Below are 17,940 nucleotides of genomic sequence, written 5' to 3'. Positions count from 1 at the left end.
ATGGGGAGACCACTCTCCAAGCCTAAGTACTCGTGCATGACCGATAGCGAACAAGTACCGTGAGGGAAAGGTGAAAAGCACCCCGACAAGGGGAGTGAAATAGAACCTGAAACCGGATGCCTACAAACAGTCGGAGCCCGCCCTCCAAATTCCTTGGAGGGGCGTTTCGAATATCTCGTCGTTTACGGCGGGAATTTNGAAGACTTTAAAGTGACCCCAAATGCCAAGGCATTTGGTGGGTGGGTGACGGCGTACCTTTTGTATAATGGGTCAACGACTTAGTGTGACATGCAAGCTTAAGCCGGTAGGTGGAGGCGTAGCGAAAGCGAGTCTGAACAGGGCGCCTTAGTATGTCGCATTAGACCCGAAACCGAGTGATCTAGCCATGAGCAGGTTGAAGGTTGGGTAACACCAACTGGAGGACCGAACCCGCATCTGTTGCAATAGATTGGGATGACTTGTGGCTAGGGGTGAAAGGCCAATCAAACTCGGAAATAGCTGGTTCTCCGCGAAATCTATTTAGGTAGAGCGTCGACCGAATACCCCCGGGGGTAGAGCACTGGATGGGCTATGGGGACTCACCGTCTTACTGATCCTAACCAAACTCCGAATACCGGGGAGTACTAGTCGGCAGACACACGGCGGGTGCTAACGTCCGTCGTGAAAAGGGCAACAACCCTGACCTCCAGCTAAGGTCCCCAAGTCATGGCTAAGTGGGAAAGGATGTGAGGATCCCAAAACAACCAGGATGTTGGCTTAGAAGCAGCCATCATTTAAAGAAAGCGTAACAGCTCACTGGTCTAAATAAGGGTCTTTGCGCCGAAAATGTAACGGGGCTGAAGCCATGCACCGAAGCTGAGGATTTGCCTTACGGCAAGTGGTAGCGGAGCGTTCCGTAAGCCTGTGAAGGGATACCCGTGAGGGGTCCTGGAGGTATCGGAAGTGCGAATGTTGACATGAGTAACGATAAAGAGGGTGAGAGACCCTCTCGCCGAAAGACCAAGGGTTCCTGCTTAAAGTTAATCTGAGCAGGGTTAGCCGGCCCCTAAGACGAGGCGGACACGCGTAGTCGATGGGAACCACGTTAATATTCGTGGGCCTGGTGGTAGTGACGGATCGCTTAACTTGTCCGGACTTATTGGATTGTCCGGGCGGGGACGCGGTTCCAGGAAATAGCTCCACCGTATAGACCGTACCCGAAACCGACACAGGTGGTCAGGTAGAGTATACCAAGGCGCTTGAGAGAACTATGTTGAAGGAACTCGGCAAATTGCACGCGTAACTTCGGAAGAAGCGTGACCTCATGATGGGCAACCATTGTGGGGTGGCACAGACCAGGGGGTAGCGACTGTTTATCAAAAACACAGGGCTCTGCGAAGTCGCAAGACGACGTATAGGGTCTGACGCCTGCCCGGTGCTGGAAGGTTAAGAGGAGGGGTGCAAGCTCTGAATCGAAGCCCCAGTAAACGGCGGCCGTAACTATAACGGTCCTAAGGTAGCGAAATTCCTTGTCGGGTAAGTTCCGACCTGCACGAATGGCGTAACGACTTCCCCGCTGTCTCCAACATAGACTCAGTGAAATTGAATTCCCCGTGAAGATGCGGGGTTCCTGCGGTCAGACGGAAAGACCCCGTGCACCTTTACTATAGCTTTACACTGGCATTCGTGTCGGCATGTGTAGGATAGGTGGTAGGCTTTGAAGCGGGGACGCCAGTTCTCGTGGAGCCATCCTTGAAATACCACCCTTATCGTCATGGATGTCTAACCGCGGTCCGTCATCCGGATCCGGGACAGTGTATGGTGGGTAGTTTGACTGGGGCGGTCGCCTCCGAAAGAGTAACGGAGGCGCGCGATGGTGGGCTCAGAGCGGTCGGAAATCGCTCGTCGAGTGCAATGGCATAAGCCCGCCTGACTGCGAGACTGACAAGTCGAGCAGAGACGAAAGTCGGTCATAGTGATCCGGTGGTCCCGCGTGGAAGGGCCATCGCTCAACGGATAAAAGGTACGCCGGGGATAACAGGCTGATGACCCCCAAGAGTCCATATCGACGGGGTTGTTTGGCACCTCGATGTCGGCTCATCGCATCCTGGGGCTGGAGCAGGTCCCAAGGGTTTGGCTGTTCGCCAATTAAAGCGGTACGTGAGCTGGGTTCAGAACGTCGTGAGACAGTTCGGTCCCTATCTGCCGTGGGTGTAGGAATATTGACAGGATCTGTCCCTAGTACGAGAGGACCGGGATGGACATATCTCTGGTGGACCTGTTGTCCTGCCAAGGGCATAGCAGGGTAGCTATATATGGAAGGGATAACCGCTGAAGGCATCTAAGCGGGAAACCCACCTGAAAACGAGTATTCCCTTGAGAACCGTGGAAGACGACCACGTTGATAGGCCGGGTGTGGAAGGGCGGCAACGCATGAAGCTTACCGGTACTAATCGTTCGATCGGCTTGATCGTTCCCATTGCTCATGCTCATCGATGATGAGCATCGAAATTCTTTGTCCTCACGCTGTCGCGATCGGAAGATCGCTTCGCTGCGGACGGCCTTTGGCCTTGCGGAGCAAAAGCTCCGACAAGTGCCCGAAGCACCGTTAAAGACGTGTTCGAAACAAAAGAAGTGAAAACTTCACCAGCTTCTCGATGACAGTTTGCTCCGCAAGGAGCAACGCTTGCGCTTTGCCGACCTGGTGGTTCTGGCGGGGTGGCTGCACCCGTTCCCATTCCGAACACGGCCGTGAAACGCCCCAGCGCCGATGGTACTTCGTCTTAAGACGCGGGAGAGTAGGTCGCTGCCAGGTCTGCAAAACGCAAGAAAATACATCTTCTCTCATAAACAAGGCCTGGCCGATACAAACAAGATTTTGCTTCGCAAAACTCGGACCGGACGACGAGATCTTGCAAAACTCGGATCGAGATTTTGCAAAACTCGCGAGATTTTGCTTCGCAAAACTCGGATAACGCGGGGTGGAGCAGCCCGGTAGCTCGTCAGGCTCATAACCTGAAGGCCGCAGGTTCAAATCCTGCCCCCGCAACCAACGATACCGACACTCCCGAACGATCCGTTCCGGGAGTGTTCTTTTTTGCAGCCTTTACAATGACTTGGCGCTCGAGCCAGTTCAGGATCGCTGACCTGCCACTGAGCTTTCATCCAGCGGCGATTAGAGCCTCGGCGTAATCCGCTTCAGTGCGGATGGGCTTCAGGTCAGCCGCCATGCTTCACCTTCCGTCACGTCGATCCTGTCATAGGCCTTGTGGATGCCGATCCACTTGATCCAGACGATGCCCTTCTCGAAATCGACGGCCACCACCAGACGGTAATCATTGCCCTTGATGTTGAACACGATGGAACGCTACGAACGGGAGGAAGATGCGCGCAAGGCGGCCCAGGCTCTCGCCGACAGCCGTCAGCAGCTTGCGATATCATCGAGAAGTGGGGGAGAGCGATGCCGTCGAGCGCTTCTTCGCGGACGCGACAGAGCGCCTGAAGAACGCGGAGCACAACCGTCGGCAGCGCCTGGAAGAACGTCTGGCGCTCGCCAGAGCAGTGATGGAAAGCGCTGATCTGTTGGCTTCCATCGAAAGCTGGGTCGCCTTGGAGGAGAGACATCGTTCGAAATTCCTCTAGTCTAGTCTAGGCGCAAAGCCGTCAGCTGGATGTCCAGGCTCCGAGTTCGTTCTCTTGATCAGGCCAAAGGATCAGCGGACCTTATCAGGGCCAGCGGTCACACTACCGCAACGACAGGCCGGAGACATGACCGCACCCGCGAAGGTTCCATCGCCGAAAACAAACCCTTGATCAGCGGGCGCCGTCCAGACCTGACTACTCTGTATTGCTCGACGGATCGCCTCTGTCGTTGTGGCGCTGCCGTGAAGAACTTGTCCCATAGGCTGCGCCCAGCCTTCACCTAGGTGCGGCTGATCACGTCGATGCGAAGTAGGCCCTTATCCAAAATCGAACTCTCGAACCGACTTCCGTGCAGCCAACGCCCATGACCCAGATCGATGCCTCTGCAGCACTTCGAAGCCATCATTGGTGAAAACAGCGTTATGGGATTTCCCCTCGCGGATCAGCTTACTGCCGGAGCTGACGTTCGGCAGAGCTACAGCAGTCCGTCAGCGGTTGAGCGGTACGCAGGCTTCCGGCATTGCAGAAACCCAAAAAGCCCAATGCCGTGTCTATCTCGCGGATAATCATTTGCAGCATAGCTACAGCCCCTTTTTCACCATGGGCAGCAAGTCCCCACAGAGGCAGCCGCCCAAGTTGAACGCTTTCGGCGCCCAATGAAAGATATTTCAGGACGTCCGTTCCGCGCCGAACCCCGCTGTCAGCGAGGACGGTCAAGCGAGCGCCTACAGCCCTGGAAATTTTGGGAAGACAGGAGGCTGGGGTGGGCAGGCAGTCCAGATTGCGGCCACCGTGCGTCGACACGACGATGCCGTCAGCGCCGATGTCGGCGGCCATTTCGGCATCTTCAGCCGTGAGGATGCCTTTCACTATGAACGTGCCCTGCCAGCTATCCCTGAGCCTGCGGACATCGTCCCAGTTCAGGCGGTGTTCAAGACGCACGGCATCGGCCACGCTTGGACGTGTGATGGCGCCGCGGAATTCAGACGGATAATGGCCGTAGGTTGGCATGCCCTCGGTGGCAAGGTAGCGCCCCATCACTCCAAGGAGCCAGCGCGGGTGGGTGGCCATGTCAACGATGTTTCTCACCGTCGGGGAGAAGGGAATGGAGAACCCGTTGCGCCTGTTGTATTCGCGATTGGGGGATAAGGGCGTGTCAGCCGTGATGACGAGACAATCGCAATCGCACGCTGCCACACGCTTCAAGAGCTGTTCTGTCAGAGATCTGTCGCGCCAGACATAGAGTTGGAACCACAGAATCGCGCCCGGGGCGCCGCGCCTGATGCTCTCAATCGTTGTGACAGACTGGGTCGACACGCAGAAGGGAATGCCGGCGGTGGCGGCCGCGCGGGCGAGTTTGGCCTCGCCGTCATAGGAAACCAGCCCAGCAAGTGCCGTCGGGGCAACGATGAGAGGTGCGGCAATCGTGGTGCCGAAAAGTTGGGTTTTCAGGTCCCGCCAGTCGTGACCTGTCAGGGCCGACGGACGCAAGGTGATGGCGTCGAGGGATTCACGCAACTTTCTAAGTGCGGTCTCGTCCTCTGTCCCGCGGTCGATGTATTCGAACAATCCGCGAGGGAGTATCCTTCGTGCACGCTGGCGGAAATCGTCGGCGTTCAACAGCACAGACATAATCTTAGCCCGCGATTACCCAGACGACCTCGGCATCCTCCGGTCCTTCAGAGGTCCAGACATGCGGGGAATTGGCGTCGTAATAGAGGCTGTCGCCCTGATGGAGAACAAGCGGCTCGTAGATCTCGCTGTGAACGACCATGGTACCTTTGATCACAGTGACGAAGATCTCTGCATCGTTGACTGGCCAAGAGCCGTAGTCGTCCGGCGAGCGGGCGGTGACGACCGTCCTGATCGGTGTCATGCGTTTGTCGAGCAGATCGGCGCATAGCAGCGTGTTGGCACAACTGTTGGATTGATAGGGACGCCCCTCATTGGCCCGCGTTACACTGCGGCGGCCGGCCAGACTGCGCGACTCGTCCTTTTCATTGAGTAGGGTCACGACATCAACCCCGTAGCCGTTCGCTATACGCTGAACCGTGGAGATGGTGGGTGACAGTTCATTGCGCTCGATCTTGGAGAGAGCCGAGGACGAAACACCGGTACGCTTGCTCGCCTGCTGCAGTGTCCAGCCGCGCTCCCGGCGAAGCTGGGACAGGCGCAGGCCGATATCGAAGGCGCTCGACGTTCCCCCGGTTCCAGGCTCTCTTTGCTCGAGGGATGTGATGTTCATCGTCATGCTCCGGAACGGGTTGGATGCAATCAAGCGCCGAGACACAACTCGACGATTCTTTATACGGCTTCCATCAAAATCAGAATAGTACGCATAAGCGCAAAAAAATCCACTATCGGAAAAATTATGCACTAAGAAACTTGACAGCGCTTTTTCGTGTCGTATGGTGCATAGGCAAAGGAGCGGCAACAACGCTCCGGGGGAAGAGTAGACCAGCATTCGACAGTGAATTTTGAGCGCCCTGCAGGCCGACGCCTGCCGGCACGGGAGTCACTGTGCGTTTTTCGAGGGCAACAGACAGGGGAGTTGAGAAATGAAAACAATGCTCCAGAAACTGAGCGTTCTTTCTGCTGCGGTGGCACTGAGCCTTGGCGTGCTCATCGCACCTCAAGCAGATGCCCAAACGGTCGTCCGGTTTGGGCATGTGGATGGTGAAGGCGACCTGCTGGCCAATCCGTACTGGGCATTCACCGAGGTGTTCGGTTCCATGCTGAAGGCGCAGACCAACGGCCGTTACGAGCTTCAGGTGTTTCCCAACAGCCAGCTTGGCGATCTCGAGTCGCTGCTGGAGCAGAATGTCCGTGGCTCGCTGCAAATGGTCGGCGGGTTGAACGCCGGCCATGTCGCCGCCTATGCCCCGGCCGCGCAGGTGCTCGAAATGCCATACACCTTTCCAAACACGGAAGTGGCACGGAAGGTTCTTAGCGGACCGTACGGCAAGAAGCTTGCCGACACGGTGGCCGAGCAGGGCGGCGTGCGCATCCTCAGCTATCTGCCGTCAGCATTCCGCAATTTCTCCAACTCAAAGCACCCTATACGCACGCCAGAGGACATGGCGGGTATGAAGATCCGCACACAGCAGGTGCCAATCCATATCAAAATGGTGGAATCCCTCGGTGCGTCCCCCACACCGATTGCCTGGGCGGAACTTTACAGCGCCTTGCAGACGGGCGTCGTGGATGGCCAGGAGAATGCGCCTTACACGATCCTGCTGGCCAATCTCCAGGAGGTGCAAAAGTACTACACACTCGATCATCATTTGATCAACATGCCGCTGATCACGATCAATGAGGAATTCTATCAGGGCCTCAGCGAAGAGGACCGGGCGGCGTTCGACTATGCTGCGCGCGAGGCGTCCTTCGCAATGCTGGGCATCATTACTGCCAAGGAATCGCAGGATCTGAAGACGATCGCCAAAGCGGGAGTGGAGATCTACCAGCCTACCAAGGAAGAGTTTGGCAAGTTCGTGGAGAAGGCGCAGGGGCCGGTTTCCGAAATGCTGGTGAAGGAGGTGGGCGCCGAACTGGTCGACGAGCTGAGGGCGGCCGTCGCCGAAGCGCAGGAATAGCGCCGCGGGAAGGCTTGGCTCACGGATGGCCGCCCACGAGGCGTTCATCCTCAAACAGCGGGACGGGAGGACCGGAAGGCCGATGCTCATGCAGCTTGAAAGACTTGGCGCCGTGCTCGCGATGATGTCATCCTGGGCGGCGCGTATCATGTTGTTGTTGGTGACCGTCATCCTCTTCTTACAGGTGGCACTGCGCTATGGCTTCGGCTTCTCCTTGCCCTGGCCCGAGGAAGCCGCCCGCTATCTGATGATCTGGGTGGTGATGCTAGCGGGCAGCCTGCTGGTAAAGGACGAGCAGCTCGTTAGAGTCGACTTCTTTGACCAATATTGGCCAAGGCGCCTTCTTTCCCTGCGAAACGCGAGTTTCCGAATCCTGCTTGCCGTGCTCCTGGCCGTCCTGGTCTGGAAAGGCTACGAGAACGCGGCATTCGGTCAGCGTCGCAGTGCCGCGACGCTGCCGATCTCCTTCTATTGGATCTATCTCTCGGTGCCAGTAGGCGCGTTGCTGATGATGTTCCATATGTTGGTTCTGGCCATGCGCGATCTGGTCCGCGGCACGCCGGAAACAGGTCCTTCCGTCCTCAAGGCAGAAATCTAAGGAGGCGGTGATGGATTATTCCCTTCTGATCGTGATCGGCCTGCTTCTTGCCCTGATGATCATGGGTAGCCCGGTCATTTTCGCAATCGGCTTTGCCGGCATGGCGTATTTTTTGGTGAAACCGGGCATGGCGGGCATGCTCGACATCTACGCCCACAAGTTCTTCACCGGCATGGACGTCTTCATCTGGCTGTCCATTCCGCTGTTCATCATTGCTGGTGAGATCATGACAGCCATTGGCATGACCGACCGGCTGGTGGGCCTTTCGCGGCTGCTGGTCGGCCGCTTGCGCGGTGGTCTGGCCTATGTGAACGTCGTCGGGTCCATGATGTTCTCGGGCGTTTCCGGCTCAGCGCTGGCCGATATTTCGGCGCTCGGCCCTGTCGAGATCAAGATGATGGAGAAGGATGGCTATCGGAAGGACTTCTCCGCCGCGCTGACAGTCAGCTCGTCCATTCAGGGGCCGATCATTCCGCCCTCCATCCCGCTGATCATCTTTTCTGCGCTGACCAACACCTCCGTAGCGGCTCTTTTTCTTGCCGGTGCGGTGCCCGGCATGCTGCTCGGCACGGCGCAGATGATCGTCATATATTTCATGGCCCGCAGAAATGGCTTTCCCCGCAATCCCATTGCGGGGCTCAATCTAACCGTCGCCCTCGGCATTATCTTGAACGCCTTCTGGGCGATCTTCATGCCACTGATCATCATAGGCGGAATTATCGGTGGCATATTCACAGCCACGGAGGCGGCGGCGATCGCGGTTGCCTATGCAACACTGGTCGGGGTTCTCGCCTACCGTAACCTGACGCTCAAGGCCCTGTGGGAAATTCTCGATCGCGCCGCGCGTACATCGGCCTCGGTCTATCTGATCGTCGGTTTCGCCACGATCATAAGCTGGGTGCTGGCCAACGAGCGCGTGCCGACCGAACTGGCGGCGTTGGTCCGCGATTGGCATCTCGAGCCATGGATGCTCCTTCTGTTGCTCAACCTGTTTTTCCTCTTGAATGGGCTCTGGATTGGCGACTCGGTCCAGCTTCTCCTGTTTGCGCCGTTGTTCACGCCGCTTCTGGCTTCAATGGGCGTCGATCCCGTGCATTTCGGCGTCATCATGGTGCTCAACGTGATGATCGGGCTGATGACGCCGCCGTACGGGCTTGCCCTCTATCTGGGATCGTCGATTTCGGGTGTGCCACTCGGGGCTATTGTGCGGCAGTCTGTTCCCTTTCTGATCTCGAACCTGATCGTGCTGCTGGCCGTGACGTACGTGCCGGAGATTTCCCTGACCCTACCGAAACTGTTCGGATTTTTGTGACGTAATTGAAAGGATTTCCACGAATGAGCATGACCAAGGACGATCTGTTCGGCCTTTTCACAGCTATCGTGACACCGTTCACGGAAGATAAATTGGTCGATTTCGATGCGCTGCGCACTCTGGTGCGGTTCCAGATCGAAGCTGGTGCCACAGGTATCGTGCCGATTGGAGGGACCGGCGAATATCCTGCATTGTCGCGTAAGGAGAGGGCCGACATCGTTCGTGTTTGTGTCGAGGCCGCCGAAAACGCTCCGGTTCTGCCGGGTGTCCTCTCGACCGGTTTTCGCGATGCCGTTGAAGCCGGGAAGGATTTCATCGCAGCCGGCGCCAGCGGCGTGATGACCGTCACACCGTATTATGCGGCGGGCACACAGGAAGGAATGCGCACCTATTTCCGCGACTATCGCGACGCCGTTGGTGCGCCTGTCCTTGCCTATGAAATCCCGCGGCGGACCGGTGTGGCCCTGAAGGCGGAAACCATCGCCGAGCTCGCCGGCGATGGTGCGATCATCGGTATGAAATGCTCATCATACGACATCCCGGAATTCATCAAGACGATAAAGCTCGCCGGCGGTAAGCTCGCGGTCTTGAGCGGCGAGGAGCCACTCTTTGCAACGCATGTGGCGCTGGGTGCCACGGGCGGCGTCCTGGCATCCGCGACCGTCTATCCTCACCACTGGATCAAGGTCTTCAAGAGCGCGCGGGCGGGCAAGCTGGACGAGGCGATCAAGCTGCAGCAGGAACTCGATCCGGTCATCGAAACGATTTTCCTAGAAACCAACCCTGGGCCGCTGAAGCACTACATGAAGCTGGCGGGTATGCGCGCCGGCGGAGTAAGGTTGCCGCTGACCGATCCGAATGCGGCAACGGTCGCCGCGTTGGAGGGCGCCTTTGCCCGTATGAAGAAAGCCGAGGCAGCGTGAGCGAAGTCCTTGACCGTCTGGGCGCCGTTCTGGGCGCAAAGGGTCTGATCGCCGATCCGGCGGAGATGGTGCCCTTTGTGACCGATTTTCGAGGCAGGTGGGCCGGGGAGGCGGTTGCGGTCGCCCTGCCGGCAGACACAGGGCAAGCGGCGGAGGTTATGCGCCTAGCATTTGAGCATGAGCTGCCGATCTATCCGCTTGGCGGCAATACGGGGCTCTGCTACGGCGCGGTGCCGGTTGCACCTGGCCGCCGCGCCGGCATCGTCCTCGGACTTGGGCGCATGACGGGCCTGCGCGGCGTTGATTGCGCAGCCAATGTGTTGACGGTGGATGCGGGCATGACGCTCGCCGCCGTCCACGCTGTCGCCGCTCGCGAGGACCGACAGTTTCCGCTCCATCTCGGCAGTGAGGGGACGGCGCAGATAGGCGGTCTCATCTCAACGAATGCGGGCGGTACAGGGGTTCTTCGCTATGGCACCATGCGGGACCTGGTCTGCGGCATCGAGGCAGTGTTGCCGGACGGACGGATCTTGCGCGACCTCGATGCGCTGAAAAAGAACAACTCTGGCTATGACCTGAAGCAGCTTTTCATCGGCGCGGAAGGAACGCTGGGCTTGGTGACGGGCGCGGCGTTGCGGATGCGCCAGCAGGTGCGCTCACGCGCCCATGCCTGGGTTTCCGTGACCGACCCGGTCGCCGCCGTCGAACTACTGTCCCGGCTGCAGGATCGCTGCGGCGAGACGATCGAGGCCTTCGAGATGCTCAACCGCGCGGAGGTGGACTGCGTGCTGGCTCACATTCCTCGGGCCCGGAGCCCATTCGATGTAACGCCGGAATGGTCGGTGATGATCGAACTGGGGGATACAGATCCTGCAACTGATCTGATGCCGGCGCTCGAAGAGGTGCTCGGAGCAGCCATGGAGGCCGGCCTCGCGCACGATGCAATGATCGCTCAGAACGAGGCGCAGGCCAAAGACATCTGGCATGTCCGTCATTCAGTCACGGAGGCACATAAGATCGAGGGTGTCGGTATCGTCCACGATACGGCGGTGCCGATTTCCAAGGTCCCCAATTTCATCGCCGCTGCGGACGCCATGACAGCAGAGCGGTTTCCTGAGGCGGGGCGGCTGATCGTCGCGCATCTGGGCGACGGCAATGTCCATTATATCGTGATGTTTCCCCACGACGACTGGCGGGCACTCGCCGACAAGGAAGCGAAGGCTCTGGACGTGGAGATGGCCGTGCACGATATCGCCAGCCGCTTCGGTGGCACAATCAGCGCCGAGCACGGGATTGGCCGCAAGCTGACGTCGGAGCTCGAAAGGCTGGGTGATCCGGTAAAGATCGCCGTCATGCGCGACATCAAGCGGGTGCTGGACCCGAAGAACATTATGAACCCCGGCGCGCTTATCAAATAGAACTGAGCTCTCCGCATCAGTGACGCTGATCGGCAAGGTAGTCAGCTTTTGAAAGTGACAATAGAGCGATAATTGTGCCCTCCGCGCTCGGTTGGGCGAGATGGCCAGCGGGAGACGCCGCTTCGGCTATCGTCGCCTGCATATGCTGCTGAAGCGGGAAGGTGTCGAAATCAACTGGAAGAGGCTCTATCGGTCTGCAAGGAGGAGCGGCTGACCGCGCGCAAGCGCGGCGGCGGCAAAAGAGCACTGGGAACGCGAGCGCCGATGGCAGTTCCACAGGACCGAACCAGGGCTGGAACCTCAAGGGCCCGCGTTGCATCAGATCACCTTCACCGATACTGGTGGGCGAAACAGCCGAAAGGATCCCCGGATGAAATCAATCAACATTTCCGAAAAGTTGGCTCTCTTTTCAAGCCATTGGGACCCGCACGTCGTGTCCGATTACAACGATAACGATGTCATGGTCGTGAAGTTTAAAGGGGAATATCCGTTTCACAAGCACGACACCACCGACGACTTCTTCTACGTCCTCGAGGGCGAAATGATCATGGACATCGAAGGGCAACCCTCCCAGGTGGTCAGAGCTGGCGAGCTGTTTGTGGTTCCGAAAGGCGTTGTGCATCGTCCCCGAGCAGAGGCAGAGGTCAAGGTTCTTCTGATTGAGCCGAAGGGTGAACCCAATTCGGGTGACTCGGACCGAGAACCCGCGCCAAAGCCACGTATCTAGAGCGCCGGGACGATCGCGGGTCGCTGCATATAATGTCCGTCGCCCGACGCTTCAGATGCCTTGTCCGTTGCCCTGCATTATCTCGGACAGACCATTGTGCGAGAGACTCTTGGCCAAGGTCGCGAGCAGGTCGGTCTGGGATATGATGCCGACGACCTTGCCGCCGTCGTCAAGAATGACGACGGCGTGTGTCACACCGTCTGTCAGGCGGGGAAGCAGGCCGATCGCGGCGTCGGATGGCTTGGCGGTGGCTGCCACGGTCACCGGCAGTTTGCTTCCGGGTTCTTTGCCGGCGAGCTCCCGCAGGCCCACCGTACCCTGCAGCTTCTCGTTTTCGTCAAGCACTGGAAGCGTACGAATGTCATGCTTCAGCAGCAGGGATCGTGCGTGGTCGGGCGTCGTGTCGCCTGGCACCGTTACGACGTCGCGGGACATGATGTCGGCACATGTCAGCTCTCCCCTCTGCCGGATAAGTGCCTGCAGTTCGACTTCCCTCAAGAGGGCGTCGATGTCCTCCCGGCTGATATCGAGTGTTTCATTCAGGCGTGCTATTGCCGAATCTATGTCCTCGGAATTGAAGCCGACCCGAAGCGCAGGAGGAGGATCCGCTGTCGCATGTGTATTCACCGGCGCGGCTGACGGCCGATGAGGATATTGGCGGCGAGCCAGGCGATGAAACACCATGCCCAGACCCACGAGGATCAAGGAGTTGATTGCCACAGGGATGAAAGGGAACCAAAAACCCGCGCGTGCGACCGCGGCTCCACCGATCACGGCCGTTAGTGCGGCGGCGCCCCCCGGCGGGTGAAGCGATCGCGTGAGCGACATCGCAAGGATCGCCAGAGAAACTGCAAGACCGATGGCAAGCATCTGGTCCTTTACGACATAGGTGACAGACACGCCGATCAGGGCGGATATCGTGTTCCCGCCGATAATCGACCAGGGCTGCGCGAGCGGACTGGCCGGAACGGCAAAGAGCAGAACCGCGGAGGCGCCGATGGGCGCAACGATCAGCGGCAGCTGGGGGTCGTCGCCGAAAACAAACCCGCAGACAAGGCCGGTGACACAGATCCCTATCAATGCCCCGATACAGCCGATCAGGCGCTCCTTTAGCGTTGCGCCCGCCAGAATCGGCGAGAACAGCTTAAATCTGGGCAAATAGCCGGACTTTCGGTCTTCACGAGGCGGAAGGGGGGAAATCATTCGGGGACGTCAGATGCAGTTGCTTATTTTTCGAAGCTTATGTGCCTATAAAAAGGGCGAGGCAATAGCGCGGACGGATTTCTGTGTGGTTTCGAGCCAAATTTCGGAAATTCGGTCAGGTGTGATCGCGCGATGACACGGGCATCGGCTTGCACGAATTCCTTCGGTTTGAACATCGCGCCATTATCCCCCGCCGTCGCCGTCCATTTCGGCGGCGTGCGAAGCTGGCACGCAAATTGCTCCCGTAAAACGACCACAGTCGGTATGGGTGCAACTTGAATTTCATCGACTTCTCCTCCTCTGTGCTGATCTGGCTCGCCCTGGCATTGAGCGGCCCCGCGTTTCTCACGGCTTTTCGCACCGGACCCCATAACTGGGAATCTGCCGCCGAAACGACTGTGGGAACGGCGGTTTTTGTGGGAGCGCTGGGTCTGTATCTCTCCGACGGAAGTTTTCTTACCGCAGCGATTGCTTCTTTCGCAGCCCTCGCAATCGCCCCGATGTTTCGCGTGAAGAGCCAGCGCCTGCCGATGTTGGCCGTTTCGATTCTCTGCCTGGGCATCTATATGTAGAGAATTCCTCCTCACTTTGCGCGCGCCAGGAAGATGGCGGCGTGTCTACGTATGCCCCGTCCCGTCCGATGCGGACGGCAGTCTGGAAGCATCGGGCGGACCGTTTTTGCGCCGGGAAGACCGGCGAGCCTGTCCGTAGCCGACCGGCAACTGTTGCACAGACACTCGGATACGGGGATCGCCTTTCCTCTACGGTTCCGCTCAAGACACAGGTGCCGGATGTACCGGTCGCGGAAGCGTACACGGACTGGCTTGTGGCTTCGTTCTGTAATCGGATACGGTTCCGTTCTCATGTGTTTCAGCGCTGAGCGGCAGAAGATCGCGCTCGAGGAAGCCGAGAGGCTGATGTGAATGAATATGGCGAATACTGAAAGGGAACGGCTGCAGGCCATCCTCGAATTCTGGCACAGGATCGAATTTTTCATTCCGTTCGACTTATCCGCACGCGCCGAGCCGCAGGAGGATCGGGCCGCATTCTGGCTGCATGCACAAACCCTCGAGGATGATGCAGCCGGCGCACGGCGGCCGACAATTCCCGAAGGCAAGGAAGTCGCGGGCTTCAAGATATTCTTCGGTGTTTTCGACAAATCGGAGATGGCGGAGGTTCTTCGCTGCTTTTGCGCCCCGACGGACGAATTTGCCGCGTTTGAGGACATGGAACGTGGGGATCTCGAAGGCGACACGTGTTTTGCAAGCCTTGATCTCGATTCGGCGGGAAACCCCCTCTTTGATCGTTTTTCAGTCTCCACGCTGCCTTGGGCGCTCGGGTGCATCAGCAAAGGGAATCTTTCCACACTCTCGTCCGGAGCCTTTGCCGACAGCAAGCGACGCCTGAGGGAACTGCTGGGGAATTTCGCGGGGCAGCGCCGGCTCGATCGGTCCGCCGACACCGTTGGCGATCAACCGCTGGCCGCCGCGGAAATCCTTTCCATCAACGGCCTTCTGCAGGATTGGGCCGGCTTTGCGCCGAAGCAGGGCCGGCCTGCGGCGCTGGTCGAAGTGCGGTTCCGGGACAAGCGGCGGGAGCCGGCCGCGCACCAGTTGGAAGCGCCCGGAAATATCGAAAATCTCCCCGAGGACGATAACGGGGAAGAAGATGGGGATGCCGATGTCGAGCACGAGATAGGCATCCTGAACAGCTTCTATCTGGAGGATCTCGAAAGGGCGATCGCCATTGTTCGTGAGGGTGATGTGCCGAAAGCGCTCCGGGAATACCTGACCCCCCTTGCGGATGAAGGGCGTCTCGATCTCTATTCCGAAGCGGGGAAGGCCGCTCTTCTGGAGGCTCTCCATCCCCGGCATGTCAATCGCGGTCGCTGGCCGAGCGAACCCCACCATGCCATGAGCCTCATGCAGCAGTTTGCGATCAATGCGGCCGGCAGCCTTGATGATGGCGGGCTGTTCTCGGTCAACGGCCCTCCGGGCACAGGCAAGACGACCCTGTTGCGGGACGTCATTGCCGACAACGTCGTAAAACGCGCGCGCATGCTTGCTGATTTGCCCCACCCGCAGTCCGCTTTCCAGGGGCGGAGCAAAAAGATCAGCTTCGCGGACGGGACGACTGCGTCTATTTCGACTTTGATTCCCGGTCTGACGGGATTCGAAATGGTCGTGGCCTCATCGAACAACACCGCAGTCGAGAACATTTCCCGCGACCTGCCGAAACGAAGTTCGATCTCCGGAGCCTCGTCGCTCGACTATCTGCAGACCGTCGCCCATAAGATTGCCGCGCAGACGGAAAAGGGCACCTTTGCGAAACTCGAAGAAGAGGACCGCCCCTGGGGATTGATATCCTGCGTCCTGGGAAATGCCAGAAATAGGCGGGCATTCACCAGGGGTTTCGCCTTCAAGCCCTCCGTCGACGGAGGCCACACGACTTCCCGTGCCGGGAACACGTTCGAATCCATCTGGGGCTGGTTGGACCGCTACCGCGGCCCTTCCTTCGCCGAGGCCGCAAAGGCGTTCAGGACCGCGGATGCGGCCGTCAATGCCGATATCGGACGCTATGCACGATACGCGGATCTTTTCGCCGAAATCGGCTTCGGCTCTCGCGAACACGTCTGCCGCGACGCTTCGTTGCAGTTGCGCCGGTCGGCGGATGATCTGCAAGCGGCACAGCGTTCGCATGACGCAGCGCTCGATGAAATGCGTGCCCTGGAGGTTCGCATTTCCGAACTGAAGGAACAGGAGCGCCTGCTCGATCGAGTATCGCCGGCATGGTGGCATGGCATGTTTCCGACAAAGGCAGGCCGCAGCCACAGGAGGAGCAAGGCGGAGAATGCGCAGGCGCAGATTTCGGTCAATGATCGGTTGCTTCTTCTCAAACGATCATTGAAGGCATCGCGTTCCGCATTGGGGCAAGCGGCCGCGCAACATGAAAGATGCAGAGCGGATCACGAGGCCCGGCAAAATGCATGGGACCAAAAGAGAGAGGAGTTCCGCCAGCTGGGAGAGGCTCTCGGCCAACCGGCTCTTCCCGAAGCTCTCTCGGATCTTGAGACGGACAGGTTCCAGATCGCCGGCCTGTGGCACTCCGACGAATTGGCAAGCAGACGGTCGGACCTCTTCGAAGCGGCGCTGCGGCTGCACGCGGCGTGGCTCGCCGAGGTAGGGCAGAAGAAGGGAGGTTTCGGCGGAAACATAGTCGCCGTGAACAAACTGCTCTCCGGCAACATTCCGGTGAACCGCAAGACGATCCCGGCCATTTGGCAGGGCTTCTTCATGATCGTAGCGGTGGTGTCGACGACATTCGCGTCGTTTTCTCGCCAGTTTGAGGGACTTGAAGCGGGGGAGATCGGCTGGCTCTTCATTGATGAAGCCGGCCAGGCGGTGCCGCAGGCAGCCGTGGGAGCGCTCATGAGAGCGCGGCGGGCCGTGGTAATCGGCGATCCGCTGCAGATCGAGCCGGTGTTCACGCTTCCGGCGGCCTTCATTCAGGCCCTTGCAGGGCTCTCGCTCCATACCGAAGACGGCCATTATGCCCCTTCAAGGACATCTGCCCAGACGCTGGCGGATGCGGCAAACCGGTTCGGTACGGCGATCCCCATCGATGGCGAAGGAAACCTCTGGATAGGCAGTCCCTTGCGTGTGCACCGCCGTTGCTGCGATCCGATGTTCAGCCTGGCCAACTGGACAGCCTACGGCGGAAAGATGGTGTTCGGCGGCGGGAATCCCGCTCCTTCGGCCGATGTCGCGCCGCATTATGGCGACAGCGCCTGGATCGACATCAAGGGGCGGGTTGCCGGCAAGCAGACGGTCCCGGAACAGGTTGCGTTCGTCGCCGAGGTGGTGACGGCAAGTTTTCGGCGGGACGGAGGCTTGCCGGACATCTATGTCATCTCCCCGTTCAAGGAAACGAAGAGCGCGTTGAAGCGCGAGATCGAGAAGGCGACCTGGATCGGACCGGATGGCACACCGGTGCCGCGCCCGAAGAAACTGGCCAGATGGCTGAGAGACAGGGTCGGAACGGTCCACACCTTCCAGGGGAAGGAGGAAAACGCCGTCTTCATGGTGCTCGGGACCGATGCGGCGCGACGTGGCGCGGCGACATGGGCCGCTTCCAAGCCGAATCTATTGAATGTGGCCGTGACGCGAGCCCGCTACCGGATGTACATCGTTGGGGACCGCGACTTGTGGTGCGGTCTGCCGCATTTCAGTCAAGCCGCCCGGATGCTCCAGCCGGTATCGCCGGCGGAGTTCCTCATGCGCATCGGAGCGGCGCCCTCTTCATTCTCTCAGGCTGCCCTGACGTCGGCGAGCGCCCCCGGACCCCGGGCGCGTCCGCCAGGCTATGGGGCCAGTTGACGAAAAGTTGTTCGGGTCGAGACCGGCGTTTTTTACCGCCGCGGCATCGCCAGCTTGCTGACGCATGTAAAAAGTGGAAAATTCCGGTGTCTTGAGGGCATCAGCCCAAGCAGCATAACCACCGAGATTTCGAGTTTTCTCGATGGCCAATTGATTTCAACATACTGCG

At 58.9% G+C, this 17,940-nt stretch carries 13 protein-coding genes, 1 tRNA gene, 2 rRNA genes and 1 pseudogene (1 of these 17 running past the window's edge); 13 read left to right on the top strand and 4 right to left on the bottom strand.

Going from position 1 to position 17,940, the window contains the following annotated elements; genetic code table 11:
- The 3 genes from SINAR_RS0123280 to SINAR_RS0123270 form a co-directional block, all read left to right on the top strand.
- A 23S ribosomal RNA gene (locus SINAR_RS0123280) occupies positions 1 to 2,453 on the top strand (it extends 441 nt beyond the left edge of the window).
- A 226-nt stretch (positions 2,454 to 2,679) separates the two neighbouring features.
- Positions 2,680 to 2,794 (top strand): 5S ribosomal RNA (gene rrf / locus SINAR_RS0123275).
- Positions 2,795 to 2,954: 160 nt separating this feature from the next.
- Positions 2,955 to 3,031 (top strand) — tRNA-Met (locus tag SINAR_RS0123270).
- A 162-nt stretch (positions 3,032 to 3,193) separates the two neighbouring features.
- On the opposite strand, the gene SINAR_RS1000000135700 is transcribed toward SINAR_RS0123270, so the two are convergent.
- Positions 3,194 to 3,337: a type II toxin-antitoxin system HigB family toxin gene (locus SINAR_RS1000000135700; protein WP_234710632.1), complete on the bottom strand. Its 144-nt coding sequence runs from the start codon at positions 3,335 to 3,337 to the stop codon at positions 3,194 to 3,196.
- Positions 3,338 to 3,363: 26 nt separating this feature from the next.
- Here SINAR_RS1000000135700 and SINAR_RS0123260 point away from each other — a divergent pair, with 26 nt between their 5' ends.
- Positions 3,364 to 3,621: a hypothetical protein gene (locus SINAR_RS0123260; protein ID WP_028001312.1), complete on the top strand. Its 258-nt coding sequence runs from the start codon at positions 3,364 to 3,366 to the stop codon at positions 3,619 to 3,621.
- Positions 3,622 to 4,068: 447 nt separating this feature from the next.
- On the opposite strand, the gene SINAR_RS01000000133810 is transcribed toward SINAR_RS0123260, so the two are convergent.
- A complete protein-coding gene (locus SINAR_RS01000000133810) occupies positions 4,069 to 5,253 on the bottom strand; it encodes an alpha-hydroxy acid oxidase (protein ID WP_084617606.1) in 1,185 nt (394 codons plus the stop codon).
- A 4-nt stretch (positions 5,254 to 5,257) separates the two neighbouring features.
- Positions 5,258 to 5,866: a helix-turn-helix domain-containing protein gene (locus SINAR_RS0123250; protein WP_028001311.1), complete on the bottom strand. Its 609-nt coding sequence runs from the start codon at positions 5,864 to 5,866 to the stop codon at positions 5,258 to 5,260.
- A gap of 313 nt (positions 5,867 to 6,179) precedes the next feature.
- Here SINAR_RS0123250 and SINAR_RS0123245 point away from each other — a divergent pair, with 313 nt between their 5' ends.
- The 7 genes and pseudogenes from SINAR_RS0123245 to SINAR_RS0123220 all read left to right on the top strand — a co-directional run bounded on the left by SINAR_RS0123245 (position 6,180) and on the right by SINAR_RS0123220 (position 12,192).
- A complete protein-coding gene (locus SINAR_RS0123245) occupies positions 6,180 to 7,214 on the top strand; it encodes a TRAP transporter substrate-binding protein (RefSeq protein ID WP_028001310.1) in 1,035 nt (344 codons plus the stop codon).
- Positions 7,215 to 7,296: 82 nt separating this feature from the next.
- Positions 7,297 to 7,812, top strand: a complete 516-nt coding sequence (locus SINAR_RS0123240) for a TRAP transporter small permease (protein ID WP_158500202.1) — start codon at positions 7,297 to 7,299, stop codon at positions 7,810 to 7,812.
- Between the two features lie 10 nt (positions 7,813 to 7,822).
- On the top strand, positions 7,823 to 9,124 hold the full coding sequence (locus tag SINAR_RS0123235; protein ID WP_028001308.1) for a TRAP transporter large permease: 1,302 nt from the start codon (positions 7,823 to 7,825) through the stop codon (positions 9,122 to 9,124).
- A gap of 23 nt (positions 9,125 to 9,147) precedes the next feature.
- Positions 9,148 to 10,047, top strand: coding sequence for a 4-hydroxy-tetrahydrodipicolinate synthase (gene dapA, locus SINAR_RS0123230; protein WP_028001307.1), 900 nt, complete (start codon positions 9,148 to 9,150; stop codon positions 10,045 to 10,047).
- On the top strand, positions 10,044 to 11,465 hold the full coding sequence (locus SINAR_RS0123225) for an FAD-binding oxidoreductase (protein WP_028001306.1): 1,422 nt from the start codon (positions 10,044 to 10,046) through the stop codon (positions 11,463 to 11,465). Before dapA ends, SINAR_RS0123225 begins: the two co-directional genes overlap by 4 nt.
- Positions 11,466 to 11,544: 79 nt before the next feature.
- Positions 11,545 to 11,767 (top strand): annotated as a pseudogene (locus tag SINAR_RS1000000136845) (IS3 family transposase); the annotation flags it as partial.
- A 68-nt stretch (positions 11,768 to 11,835) separates the two neighbouring features.
- The gene (locus SINAR_RS0123220) at positions 11,836 to 12,192 is read left to right on the top strand and encodes a cupin domain-containing protein (protein WP_028001305.1); all 357 of its coding nucleotides are present in this window, start codon (positions 11,836 to 11,838) and stop codon (positions 12,190 to 12,192) included.
- A gap of 51 nt (positions 12,193 to 12,243) precedes the next feature.
- Here SINAR_RS0123220 and SINAR_RS0123215 read toward each other — a convergent pair whose 3' ends face one another.
- The gene (locus SINAR_RS0123215) at positions 12,244 to 13,395 is read right to left on the bottom strand and encodes a CBS domain-containing protein (RefSeq protein ID WP_028001304.1); all 1,152 of its coding nucleotides are present in this window, start codon (positions 13,393 to 13,395) and stop codon (positions 12,244 to 12,246) included.
- Between the two features lie 275 nt (positions 13,396 to 13,670).
- Between SINAR_RS0123215 and SINAR_RS0123210 the strand changes: the two genes are divergently transcribed.
- Together SINAR_RS0123210 and SINAR_RS01000000133805 are read left to right on the top strand one after the other, a co-directional pair.
- Positions 13,671 to 13,967, top strand: coding sequence for a hypothetical protein (locus SINAR_RS0123210; protein WP_028001303.1), 297 nt, complete (start codon positions 13,671 to 13,673; stop codon positions 13,965 to 13,967).
- Between the two features lie 351 nt (positions 13,968 to 14,318).
- Positions 14,319 to 17,771, top strand: a complete 3,453-nt coding sequence (locus SINAR_RS01000000133805) for a DEAD/DEAH box helicase (protein ID WP_150824040.1) — start codon at positions 14,319 to 14,321, stop codon at positions 17,769 to 17,771.
- Positions 17,772 to 17,940: the final 169 nt, after the last annotated feature.

The sequence above is a fragment of the Sinorhizobium arboris LMG 14919 genome, from assembly GCF_000427465.1.
Classification (GTDB): domain Bacteria; phylum Pseudomonadota; class Alphaproteobacteria; order Rhizobiales; family Rhizobiaceae; genus Sinorhizobium; species Sinorhizobium arboris.
This window is presented reverse-complemented; position numbering and strand designations above follow the sequence as displayed.